General features: G+C 56.6%; 10 protein-coding genes and 1 tRNA gene. All 11 read right to left on the reverse strand.

Going from position 1 to position 12,097, the window contains the following annotated elements:
• Positions 1-18 precede the first annotated feature (18 nt).
• Complete coding sequence (gene truB / locus KFJ24_RS12415; RefSeq protein WP_250831409.1) at positions 19-948, reverse strand: tRNA pseudouridine(55) synthase TruB; 930 nt, start codon at positions 946-948, stop codon at positions 19-21.
• Positions 945-1,370, reverse strand: a complete 426-nt coding sequence (rbfA, locus tag KFJ24_RS12420; RefSeq protein WP_250831410.1) for a 30S ribosome-binding factor RbfA — start codon at positions 1,368-1,370, stop codon at positions 945-947. The genes truB and rbfA overlap by 4 nt, the downstream gene beginning before the upstream one ends.
• The gene (gene infB / locus KFJ24_RS12425) at positions 1,370-3,928 is read right to left on the reverse strand and encodes a translation initiation factor IF-2 (RefSeq protein ID WP_250831411.1); all 2,559 of its coding nucleotides are present in this window, start codon (positions 3,926-3,928) and stop codon (positions 1,370-1,372) included. The genes rbfA and infB overlap by 1 nt, the downstream gene beginning before the upstream one ends.
• Positions 3,929-3,946: 18 nt before the next feature.
• Positions 3,947-5,440 (reverse strand): transcription termination factor NusA, encoded by a 1,494-nt coding sequence (nusA, locus tag KFJ24_RS12430; RefSeq protein WP_250831412.1) that lies wholly within the window; start codon positions 5,438-5,440, stop codon positions 3,947-3,949.
• Between the two features lie 55 nt (positions 5,441-5,495).
• A complete protein-coding gene (rimP, locus tag KFJ24_RS12435) occupies positions 5,496-5,957 on the reverse strand; it encodes a ribosome maturation factor RimP (protein WP_250831413.1) in 462 nt (153 codons plus the stop codon).
• 318 nt (positions 5,958-6,275) lie between these two features.
• A tRNA-Leu gene (locus KFJ24_RS12440) sits at positions 6,276-6,360 on the reverse strand.
• 7 nt (positions 6,361-6,367) lie between these two features.
• Positions 6,368-6,748, reverse strand: a complete 381-nt coding sequence (secG, locus tag KFJ24_RS12445) for a preprotein translocase subunit SecG (RefSeq protein ID WP_250831414.1) — start codon at positions 6,746-6,748, stop codon at positions 6,368-6,370.
• 25 nt (positions 6,749-6,773) lie between these two features.
• Positions 6,774-7,532, reverse strand: a complete 759-nt coding sequence (gene tpiA, locus KFJ24_RS12450; protein ID WP_250831415.1) for a triose-phosphate isomerase — start codon at positions 7,530-7,532, stop codon at positions 6,774-6,776.
• Positions 7,533-7,607: 75 nt separating this feature from the next.
• A complete protein-coding gene (glmM, locus tag KFJ24_RS12455; protein WP_250831416.1) occupies positions 7,608-8,951 on the reverse strand; it encodes a phosphoglucosamine mutase in 1,344 nt (447 codons plus the stop codon).
• Entirely contained in the window at positions 8,951-9,781 is an 831-nt protein-coding gene (folP, locus tag KFJ24_RS12460) for a dihydropteroate synthase (RefSeq protein WP_250831417.1), read from the reverse strand. The genes glmM and folP overlap by 1 nt, the downstream gene beginning before the upstream one ends.
• A gap of 102 nt (positions 9,782-9,883) precedes the next feature.
• Complete coding sequence (ftsH, locus tag KFJ24_RS12465) at positions 9,884-11,827, reverse strand: ATP-dependent zinc metalloprotease FtsH (protein WP_250831418.1); 1,944 nt, start codon at positions 11,825-11,827, stop codon at positions 9,884-9,886.
• Positions 11,828-12,097: the final 270 nt, after the last annotated feature.

The raw sequence follows: 12,097 nt of genomic DNA on the forward strand, positions 1-12,097 counted from the left end.
GGCTAAACAGTGACACGCCTATCGCTTGCCACTGCTCTTCACCAGTCGGCGAGGGATCAGGTTGATCAACTCACCTTCCGGGAATGCTTCTGCCAACCCCACAAAACCTTCGTTGCCATAAAGACGCACAAAGCCTTCAAGGGATTGACCGGGTATTCTAACTGGTTGTCCGTTCAATATCGACACCAACGGCGGCCCGGCGAGTTTCACCTCCGGGAACATCGAAAGTGCCGCGTCCGGCGCTACCAGCAGTCCGTCAAGACTCTCATCGCGCTCACGCATCGCCTCGAGTTTCGGGACCTCGTGGGCACTGGAGAGTGTAAAACCGGACGCCATCGTTCGACGCAACGCAATAACATGGGCTCCGCACCCCAGCGCTTCGCCGATATCCTCAACCAGTGAGCGAATATACGTACCCTTGGTGCAGCTAACGGCGATATCCAGCTCATTCTCCCGCACATCCAGCAGGGTCAGCTCGTATATAGTCACCGGTCGGGCCGGACGTTCCACCTCGATGCCCTCGCGGGCATATTCGTAGAGGGGACGCCCCTTATGTTTGAGAGCGGAATACATAGACGGGACTTGCTGGATGTCACCCCGGAAACCATCCAGAACAGTTTCCAGGTATTCTGTCGACAGGTCTGAGGGAACCGGTTTTTCCTCAACCACCGCACCTTCGCTGTCCCCGGTTTCAGTCCGGATACCCAGTCGGGCGGTTGCAACATAGGCCTTGTCGCTATCCAGCATCATCTGGGAAAACTTGGTGGCCTCGCCAAAACACAACGGCAGCACACCCGTCGCCAGTGGATCAAGAGCGCCGGTATGACCAGCCTTGGCAGCGCCATAAAGACGCTTAACCTGCTGCAGGATGCCATTGGAGGTGACACCCAGAGGCTTGTCGATCACCAGAATGCCGTTGACGTCACGACCTTTGCGTCTGCGGCTCAAGCGGTCTGCTCCGGATCATTCTGGCTGTCGTCGTCATCACTGTCGACTACGGGCTTATCGCCAACGGCCTTGCGAATGAGACTGTCCATCTTACGGCTGTAACCCTGCAGGGTATCGAAGTGGAAACGAAGCTGAGGAACAACCCGCAGCTTCATTGCCCGTCCGACCTGCCCACGCAGGAACCCCGACGCCTTAGCCAGCACCTTCAGGGAATCCTGAACCTCAGGAGAGTCTTCCGTCAGTTCCTCGGCAGACAGCAGCGACACGTAGATATCGGCGTACCCGAGATCACGACTCACTTTCACCGCGTTGACCGTGACCATGCCGATCCGCGGGTCTTTGACCTCCCGCTGGATCAGCTGGGCCAGTTCACGCTGCATCTGATCGCCAATGCGATCAATACGACTGAACTCTCTTGGCATCAGGCCCCCGTGGATTCGAGCTTACGCTCGACCCGAACGCGGTCGAACACCTCGATCTGGTCACCGACCTTCACGTCATAGCCCTTAACGCCGATACCACATTCCATACCGTTACGTACCTCGGGCACGTCATCCTTGAAGCGACGCAGGGATTCCAGCTCGCCTTCAAAGATCACCACGTTGTCCCGCAGAACACGGATGGGCTTGTTACGGTACACGTTGCCCTCAGTCACCATACAACCAGCGACCTGGCCGAACTTCGGTGAACGGAACACATCACGCACATCAGCGATACCGACGATGTCCTCACGGAATTCCGGAGCCAGCATGCCGGTCAGGGCCGCCTTCACATCATCAATCAGGTTGTAGATGATGCTGTAGTAACGCAGATCCAGACCTTCCTGCTCAACGAGGCGCTTGGATGCGGCATCAGCACGGACGTTGAAACCGAAGATAACCGCATTGGTCGCCATGGCCAGGCTGATGTCGGTTTCGGCAATACCACCAACGCCGGAAGATACAATCTTCACCTGAACTTCATCGTTGCCCAGGTCCTTGAGCGCCTTGAGAATGGCTTCCAGAGAACCACGAACATCGGTCTTGAGTACAACGTTGAGGGTTTTGACCTCATCTTTACCCATGTTCTCGAACAGATTCTCGAGCTTGGCAGCCTGCTGGCGCTGCAACCGCTGCTCCCGCTCGCGAGTCTGACGGAACTCGGCCAGTTCTTTGGCCTTCTTCTCGTCAGCAACGGCGAAGAATTCATCACCTGCATCCGGCGTTCCGTTAAGACCAAGAATCTCCACCGGAATGGATGGCCCGGCTTCTTTGGCCTGCTTACCGGCTTCATCGGTCATGGCGCGGACCTTACCAAAGTAAGAACCGGCTACGACCATGTCGCCCTGACGCAGAGTACCGTTCTGAACCAGAACTGTGGCAACAGAACCACGGCCGCGCTCAAGACTGGACTCAACCACAACACCCTTGGCAGGTGCATCCGGAGAGGCTTCCAGCTCAAGGATTTCAGACTGCAGCAATACCGCTTCAAGCAGGGCCTCGATACCGTCACCGGTATGCGCGGAAACCGGAACAAACTGGACATCCCCGCCCCAATCTTCCGGAACGACTTCCAGTGCAGCCAGCTCGCTCTTGATACGATCGGGGTCTGCGCCTTCCTTGTCCATCTTGTTGATGGCTACCACAAGCGGCACACCCGCGGAGCGCGCATGCTGAACGGCTTCCTTGGTCTGCGGCATGACACCATCATCCGCCGCAACGACCAGGATAACGATATCCGTACACTGGGCGCCACGAGCACGCATGGCGGTGAACGCCGCGTGGCCCGGGGTATCCAGGAAGGACACCATGCCGTGGTCGGTTTCCACGTGGTAAGCACCAATGTGCTGGGTGATACCACCGGACTCACCGGAGGCCACCTTGGTCCGTCGGATATAGTCCAGTAGCGACGTTTTACCGTGATCAACATGGCCCATGACACTTACGACAGGTGCGCGCTTGGTTTTCTCGCCACCCTCGAAGGAGAATTCGCTCAGAACCTCTTCTTCGAACGCATCATCACTGACTGTCTTGGCCTTGTGGCCCAGCTCTTCAGTTACCAGAACCGCTGTTTCCTGGTCCAGTGCCTGGTTGATGGTGGCCATTACGCCCATACCCATCAGTGTCTTGATCACGTCAGCTGACTTGACCGCCATACGCTGGGCCAGGTCACCTACGCTAATCGTTTCGGGAATCTCTACTTCTCTGACCATTGGTTTGGTCGGCCTCTCGAAGCCATGACGCTTCTCTTTGGGTTTCTTTTTCGCACGCAGCGGCTTACGTAAGGTGGTATCTTCTTCGTCCTCGGAAATAACCAGAGGCTCTTCCACCGGGCGGCTGCGCGGACCACGATGACCAGCCGATTTCTTCTTCGGCTTGCCTTCTTCGATCTCGTCGCCACGTTCGCGAACTTTTTCTTTCTTTTTCTTCGGCTTCCGGTCCTTACCCTCGCCTTCAGGCGGCGGCATAGGCATATCTTCCGGAGCCGGAACGGGCTCGGGCTCTTTCGCCTTCTTGGGCGGCTCTTCTGCAACTGGCGCCTTTTCTTCTTCGGCGGTTTCAGCTGCCTTCTCTTCCTGCACCGGAGCTGGTGTCTCGGTCTCAGGCTGAGGCGCCTGCTCAGCGGCAACCTTCGGAGCCTCCTCCACTGGAGCCTGCTTCTGCTCTTCTACCGCCTCTTCTGGCTGAGGAGCTTCCGCTTCCGGCTGCACCTCTGCCCGCTTGATGTACGTGCGGCGCTTGCGAACTTCCACATTAACCGTCTTGGCCTTACCAGCCTTGAGGGTGGTTGTGGTCTTCCGCTTCAGGGTGATCTTGCGGGGTTCTGAATCCGCCTCACCGTGAGTCTTTCTCAAATATGCCAGCAACTGCTGCTTCTCATCGCTGGATACAGAGTCGTTTTCAGAACGGGCCTTGAGGCCGGCTTCCACGATCTGCTTCAGCAAACGATCCACGGGAGCGCCTACATCTTCGGCCAGTTGTTTTACCGTTACTTCAGCCATACTGGTCCTCCTCCCGAATTAGGCCTGGTCTTCAAACCAGGGGGCGCGTGCAGTCATAATCAGCTGACCAGCACGCTCTTCATCCATACCTTCAATATCGAGCAGGTCGCCGACCGACTGCTCCGCCAGATCTTCCATGGTACGGACACCTATACCTGCCAGCTTAAATGCCAGGCCTCTGTCCATACCGTCCATAGCCAGAAGATCTTCTGCCGGCTCCGCGCCTTCAAGAGCCTCCTCACTTTTCAGAGCCTGGTTAAGCAGGACATCTTTGGCACGACGACGCAGTTCAGTGACGGTATCTTCGTCAAAACCTTCGATCGCCAGCATCTCTTCCATTGGTACGTAGGCCACTTCCTCAATGGAGGTAAAGCCTTCCTCAATCAGGACAGCGGCAAACTCCTCGTCTACATCCAGATGACCAACGAAATGCTCTACCAGACCACTATACTCCTGTTCCTGACGCTCACCGGCTTCCTCTTCGGTCATTACGTTCAGGGTCCAACTGGTCAACTCTGTGGCCAGGCGAACATTCTGGCCGTTCCGGCCGATGGCCTGGGCCAGGTTATCTTCAGCGACGGCAACTTCCATGGTGTGGCGATCTTCATCCATCACGATGGAAGCAACTTCCGCCGGAGACATGGCATTGATTACCAACTGAGCGGGGTTGTCGTCCCAGAGAACAATGTCTACACGCTCGCCGCCCAGCTCGTTGGAGACGGCCTGCACGCGTGAACCACGCATGCCAACACAGGCACCAACCGGGTCAATACGACGGTCATTGGTCTTCACGGCAATCTTGGCCCGGGAACCGGGATCACGGGCTGCGCCACGGATCTCGATCAGTTCCTCTGCGATCTCCGGCACTTCGATGCGGAAAAGCTCAATCAGCATCTGCGGCGCCGTGCGGCTCAGGATCAGTTGCGGGCCGCGGTGATCCGTCCGGATCTCCAGCAGCAGTGAACGCACCCTGTCACCCATCCGGAAAGTTTCCCGGGGGATGAGGTTTTCGCGGGGCAACAACGCCTCTGCGTTAGCGCCGAGATCCACAATCACATTGTCGCGAGTGACCTTCTTGACCGTACCGGATACGAGCTCACCAACACGGTCACGGTAGCTATCCACGATCTTGGTACGCTCGGCTTCGCGAACCTTCTGGAAGATGATCTGCTTGGCCGCCTGGGCACCAATCCGCCCGAACGCGACCGACTCGATCTTCTCTTCATGAATGTCGCCCGGGCGCAGGTTTGAATCAATTTCTTCCGCTTCCTGCATCGTCAACTCGGTGCCCAGCGCCGGCACGGCATCATTATCGACCACCAGCCAGCGACGGAAGGTTTCGTACTCTCCGGTGCGACGATCAATGGCAACCCGGATATCCGCTTCCTCATCGTCGTAACGTTTTTTGGCAGCGGTGGCGAGCGCAAGCTCGATCGCCTCAAAAATCACATCCTTCTCGACTCCTTTCTCGTTCGAGACGGATTCAACCACCAGCAAGATCTCTTTACTCATTGGATTGCCCTGCCCTCAAAATAAACTGTGCGTCCACTGACTTTCTTAAATGTATTCATTCAAATACCGGGATAATGTGAGCTTTTTCAATGCTGTCGAACGGCAGCAGATACTCGTGGTCGTCAACCAGGACAACCACATCATCCCCCTCAACGCCCTTGATAAGGCCCTGGAATTTGCGCCTGCCGTCAAAGGCCATGCGCAAGCGGATCTGTACCTGATGGCCAGCAAAGGCCTCGTATTGTTCAAGACGAAACAGCGGGCGATCCATCCCGGGGGATGAGACCTCAAGCGTGTATTCGGTCTGAATGGGGTCTTCCACATCCATCACACCGCTGATCTGGCGACTGACCTTTTCGCAGTCTTCAACCGAGACGCCGTTTTCAGCATCATCTATAAAGACCCTCAGCTTTGAATGATGGCCCTGCGAGCGATATTCAATACCCCAGAACTCAAAGCCCAGGCCTTCGACTACAGGCCGAAGAATGTCTTCCAGTTGCTTAAGCTTGGCTGACAAGTTATGCCGTCTCCATTTTCAAATTTACCGGCCCCAAAAACAAAAAAAGGGCTGTTCATCAGCCCTTTTTATGCACCAGGGCCTGATGCGCCAGGCCCCTTAATCAAAAAGCCCCTACAAGTGGGGCCCTTTGTTGCAAGAACTCGCAAGAAGCAAAACGATGAACCGCTTCCTGCTGACAGACACCTGGCCTGCCAGAAAACCGCGGACTGACGCCCACCGGTTCCAATATCCGCCGGAGTATAGAGACGCCGGCTGGACTGGTCAAGGACTGACCAAAAAAAACGGCCTGGAGATTCCAAGCCGTTTTTTCTTATATGGTGCCCGGGGCCGGACTCGAACCGGCACGGCTTTCGCCACTACCCCCTCAAGATAGCGTGTCTACCAGTTCCACCACCCGGGCAGCACTCTTACTCGAGCTCGGGAAGATCAGACTCCCCGCTCTCGGCTTCGCCTGTTTGCGCCGCATCACCTTGCTCAGCAGCCTGATCCGCCGGCGCCTGCTTGGACTCCTGAACTACCGGAATACCAGCCTCACCTGCCACTTCAGCACGCTGCTTGGCGAACACCGCCAGCGAAAAACTCGTTACAAAAAATACGATCGCAAGAATCGTGGTAAAACGGGTCAGAAAACTGCCGCTACCCTGACTACCAAAAACAGTCTGGGAAGCACCGCCACCAAAAGCGGCACCAGCATCAGCGCCCTTGCCCTGCTGGATCAAAACCAGACCCACCAGCGCCACCGCGATCACCACGTGCACAACGACTACCAGTGTTTCCATCCAATCCATAACGACTCTCGCGAACCTTTTAACTTTAGGTACCCGCCGGCATCGACCGGCAGATACTCACAAAATCTTTATCTTTGAGCGATGCACCGCCTATTAAACCGCCGTCAATATCCGGCTCGGCAAAAAGTGCGGCTGCATTATCCGCTTTTACACTGCCGCCGTAAAGCAGGGAAATGCTTTCGGCCGGTGCCCCGATTCCCGCAAGCACCTTTCTAATCGACGCGTGCATTGTCTGGGCATCTTCTGCAGTGGCTGTTTTACCCGTACCGATCGCCCAGACCGGCTCGTAAGCCACTACTATACGGCTCCACTGATCAGCGGCCACACTGGCCAGACCATGCTTCACCTGAGCCGCGACAACAGCTTCGGCTCGACCAGCTTCACGCTCTTCCAGGGTCTCGCCGACACAAACAACGGCGGTCAAACCACAAGAAACCAGGCGCTCGACCTTGGCAGCCACCATGTCATCGGATTCCCCGAAAATCTGCCGGCGCTCCGAATGACCAACCAGGGCAAACGTACAACCCTGGTCCTTCACCATCTCCGCGGAAATCTCGCCGGTAAAGGCGCCTGACTGCCACTGACCTACGTTCTGAACACCAACAGCCAAAGTATCGGCTGCCTGCTCCACAACATCCCTGACATAAATCGCGGGAGGGATAATAACAACCTCCACGCCATTATCAAGAGACTCGGACTCTGACCGGACATAGCCTACCAGCTTTTCCGCCAGGTCTTTCGACCCGTTCATTTTCCAGTTTCCGGCTACGATCTTGCGGCGCATAACAGTTCCCGAACGTAAGGGAGGGCGAACTATACAGCAGTCCCTCGTGACAGACAACCGCCTGAAAACACAAAATTAAGGCGTGGAATTTTCCACAACCAGGGCAAGCTCTTTGGCGATGCGGGCTATATCTTCCGCGTCCTGCCCCTCGGTCATTACACGAATCAGCGGCTCAGTGCCGGAAGCCCTCAAAAGGACACGACCGGAGTCGCCGAGCTGGACTTCGGCCTTGCGAACAGCGGCAGTGATATCGTCCCGACTGAGCGGATCAAAGCGCTTCGCGACCCGAACGTTCACCATGGTCTGCGGCAGCTTGCTCATGCCCTGGCGCAATTCCGCAAGGGACTTGCCAGACTTTCTGACCGCCACCAGAACCTGGAGCGCAGAGACAATACCATCGCCCGTGCTGGTGCAGTCCCGGATCACCATATGGCCGGAGCCCTCGCCACCGAGCACCCACTGATTGGCCACCAAACGTTCCATCACGTAGCGGTCACCAACCTTGGCACGCTCGAAATCTATGCCCTGCTCTCTCAGAGCAAGCTCCACACCAAGGTTGGTCATCAAGGTGCCGACAACCCCGCCGTTCAGGCGGCCTTCAGCAAACCGCTGGGAAGCAATCACGTAAAGCAGCTCATCGCCATCCACTTCGGAGCCATCACGATCAACCATAAGCACCCGGTCGCCGTCTCCATCAAACGCGATACCCAGATCCGCGCCTTTTTCCAGGACAGCCTGTTTGAGCGCGCCCAGATGGGTAGACCCCACATTCAGGTTAATATTGAGACCATCCGGATCTCCACCGATAACCATTACCTCGGCGCCCAACTCCCCGAACACCTTGGGGGCGACGTGATAGGTTGCACCGTGGGCGCAATCGAGCACCACCTTCATACCATCGAGGGCAAATTCATTAGGCACTGTGCTCTTGCAAAACTCCACGTATCGACCGGGGGCATCGTCTACCCGGGACGCCTTGCCCAGCTCCGAGGAATCACAAACCTGAATAGGCTTATCGAGCCACCGCTCAATCTCTGTCTCCAGCGCGTCATCCAGCTTAGTACCAGCTGGCGAAAAGAACTTGATGCCGTTGTCATGGTGCGGATTGTGCGAAGCACTGATTACAATGCCGGCGGAGGCCCGAAAGGTTCGTGTCAGGTATGCAATGGCAGGCGTCGGCATCGGCCCGAGAAGCTTTACGTCTACCCCGGCAGCAGAAAGGCCCGCCTCCAAAGCCGACTCAAACATATAGCCAGAAAGGCGAGTATCCTTACCAATCAGGACACTGTTGCGCTGACCGCCGCGTTTGAAAGCCTGCCCCGCAGCCCAACCCAGGTGCAGCATAAACTCCGGAGTAATCGGAAATTCCCCAACATGCCCACGTATGCCATCCGTGCCAAAGTACTTTCTCTCGGACATCAAACTGCCTCCTTCATCGCCGTCACTACCTTGACAGCATCAACCGTTTCCCGGACATCGTGCACCCGTATGATGCTTGCCCCCTTCATAGCCGATATTGTCGCGGCGGCAAGGCTTGCGGGCAACCGTTCATTTACTTCACGCCCGGTGATCGCCCCCAGCATGGACTTCCGGGAAATACCAACAAGCAGCGGATGACCGAGAATCTGCAACTGTTCCATCGAGGCCAGCAGTTGCAGGTTGTGTTCAAGTGTTTTACCAAATCCAAAGCCAGGGTCTAACAGAATGTTTTCGGGGCGCACCCCCGCATGCTCGGCGACCCGCATACGCTCACTCAGAAACTCACTGACTTCACGGCGCACATTACGATATTCCGGGCGCTCCTGCATCGAATCCGGCTCACCCTGAATGTGCATGATGCAGACGGGAATATCCGCCTTCGCAACGACTTCAGGTACCCCTTCCCGCTGCAAGGCACGGACATCATTTATCAGCCCCGCCCCGAGGCGCGCTGCTTCAGCCATAACTTCTGGCGCACTGGTATCAATCGAAACCACCACACCCAGCTCCCGGGCAATGGCTTCCACCACCGGGCACACGCGGTCCAGCTCTTCCTGGACCGATACCGGGCTCGCACCGGGCCGGGTGGATTCTCCCCCCACATCAATAAATGCGGCACCGTCGGCGACCATTTGCCGAGCGCGGAGAATCGCAGCCTCAGGGCGATTGAACTGCCCACCATCGGAAAAGGAGTCCGGGGTAACATTCAGGACACCCATCACATGGCTGCGGGACATATCCAGGACCCGCCCGGCGAAATTCATTTCCATAGAAGACCTTCTTTCCAAACCAAAATATTTGGAGTAACAAAAACAAACGCCGCCCGGAGCCCGGGCGGCGCATGAATCAGACTTTCAGGTCAGCCGACTGAGTCAGTGCTCGCCGGCAGGCCGACCAACACCTGGCTGATGACCATCATCAGAGCTCTTCGGATCCGGAGCCTGCTCAGGCTCATCCGCCTTGACTCCTCCGGTCGGGCCGTTGTCACCCCAGCCCTTCGGTGGGCGAGGTATACGACCTTCCATGATGTCGTCAATCTGGAAGCGATCGATGGTTTCGTACTTCATCAACGCATCAGCCATCAGATCCAGCTTGTCGCGGTTATCTACCAGCAGCTGTTTGGCCTTTTCATAACACTCGTCGATGATGTTACGCACTTCCTCGTCAATCCGCTGAGCAGTCTCAGGCGAGTATACCGTCTGGGCCTGACCTGCAGAGCGACCAATGAAGGGCTCTTCGCTGTCGGTGTCGTATTGCAACGGGCCAAGCTTTTCAGACAAACCCCAGCGGGTGACCATGTTCCTGGCCAGACTGGTCGCACGCTCGATGTCGTTGGACGCACCGGTGGTGACTCCGTCAAAACCAAGCGTCAGCTCTTCGGCAATACGCCCACCAAACAGGCTGCAGATCGAACTGATCAGGAACCGCTTGCTGTGGCTGTACTTATCCTCTTCGGGCAGGAACATCGTCACACCCAAAGCGCGGCCACGAGGAATGATGCTCACCTTGTAAACAGGATCATGCTCGGGCGTGAGACGACCAACGATCGCGTGACCTGACTCGTGGTAAGCGGTATTACGCTTTTCTTTCTCACTCATCACCATGGACTTGCGCTCAGCGCCCATCATGATCTTGTCCTTGGCGAGCTCGAACTCTTCCATGGACACCAGGCGCTGGTTACGACGCGCCGCAAACAGGGCAGCCTCGTTTACCAGGTTGGCCAGGTCTGCACCGGAGAAGCCGGGCGTACCACGGGCGATCAGTCCAGGCTCTACGCCATCTGCCAGAGGCACTTTCTTCATGTGGACTTTCAGAATCTGCTCGCGGCCAATAATGTCCGGGAGACCCACCACGACCTGACGGTCGAAACGGCCGGGACGGAGCAGCGCGGGGTCCAGAACATCCGGACGGTTGGTGGCTGCGATAACGATAACGCCTTCGTTACCCTCAAAACCATCCATCTCGACCAGCAACTGGTTCAGGGTCTGCTCACGCTCATCGTGACCACCACCCATGCCGGCGCCACGATGGCGACCCACGGCATCGATCTCGTCGATAAAGATGATGCACGGGCTCTGTTTCTTGGCCTGCTCGAACATGTCACGGACACGGGAGGCGCCAACGCCCACAAACATCTCCACGAAATCCGAGCCGGAAATGGAGAAGAAAGGCACCTTGGCCTCGCCGGCAATTGCCTTGGCGAGCAGGGTCTTACCGGTGCCCGGCTGACCTACCATCAACACGCCTTTCGGGATGCTGCCACCGAGTCGCTGGAACTTGCTGGGATCCCGAAGGAAGTCCACCAGTTCCTTTACATCTTCCTTGGCTTCATCAACACCAGCTACGTCGCCGAAGGTGGTCTTGATCTGATCTTCACTCATCAGACGCGCCTTGCTCTTGCCAAACGACATGGGGCCTTTGCCGCCACCGCCGCCCTGCATCTGGCGCATGAAGAAAACAAATAACGCGATTATGATCAGTATCGGGAATGCCGCCACCAGCAACTGCGTCCACAGGCTCTGGCGCTCCGGCTCCTTACCGATGACTTCGACGTTGTTCGCCAGCAGGTCGTCCATCAGCTTGTTATCAGCTACTTGCGGACGGATTGTCTGGAACTGGGACCCATCACCGCGGGTACCCTGAATTTCCAGGCCATCAATGGTGACCTTATTGATCTGGCCCTGCTGGACCATTTCAACAAACTGGGAATAATTGACTTGTTGACCGCTAGTGGTGGGAGAGAAGTTCTGAAACACCATTAGCAGTACAGCGGCTATAATTAGCCAGAGAACCAGATTTTTTGCCATATCGTTCAAGGATCATCACCTGTGAATTGGAGAGCCGTCCGCGTGGGACCTACCCTTTCCTGACACCTTACACCAATTGTACGCCCGTCCACCAGAAACGGCCCATCCGTATCGGCCTCAGGCAGGCAGCCCTCGAGAGTCCACCCTCGGGCCCCTTACAATCAAGAGAAACTTGGGCCATAACACCCATATTGGGCACCAAACCTGAAATTACAACGCCTGACTAGTATTTCGACCCGATCACCACCCAAATGTTCCCCGAGCACAACGGCGCAAGAG

The organism is Marinobacter sediminum, from assembly GCF_023657445.1.
GTDB lineage: Bacteria > Pseudomonadota > Gammaproteobacteria > Pseudomonadales > Oleiphilaceae > Marinobacter > Marinobacter sediminum_A.

What these genes read in the sequence shown, in the direction of transcription:
- folP (WP_250831417.1), bottom strand. Translation starts at nt 9,781, where the DNA reads ATGGAAATGAATTTCGCCGGGCGGGTCCTGGATATGTCCCGCAGCCAT.
- nusA (WP_250831412.1), bottom strand. Translation starts at nt 5,440, where the DNA reads ATGAGTAAAGAGATCTTGCTGGTGGTTGAATCCGTCTCGAACGAGAAA.
- secG (WP_250831414.1), bottom strand. Translation starts at nt 6,748, where the DNA reads ATGGATTGGATGGAAACACTGGTAGTCGTTGTGCACGTGGTGATCGCG.
- glmM (WP_250831416.1), bottom strand. Translation starts at nt 8,951, where the DNA reads ATGTCCGAGAGAAAGTACTTTGGCACGGATGGCATACGTGGGCATGTT.
- tpiA (WP_250831415.1), bottom strand. Translation starts at nt 7,532, where the DNA reads ATGCGCCGCAAGATCGTAGCCGGAAACTGGAAAATGAACGGGTCGAAA.
- infB (WP_250831411.1), bottom strand. Translation starts at nt 3,928, where the DNA reads ATGGCTGAAGTAACGGTAAAACAACTGGCCGAAGATGTAGGCGCTCCC.
- rbfA (WP_250831410.1), bottom strand. Translation starts at nt 1,370, where the DNA reads ATGCCAAGAGAGTTCAGTCGTATTGATCGCATTGGCGATCAGATGCAG.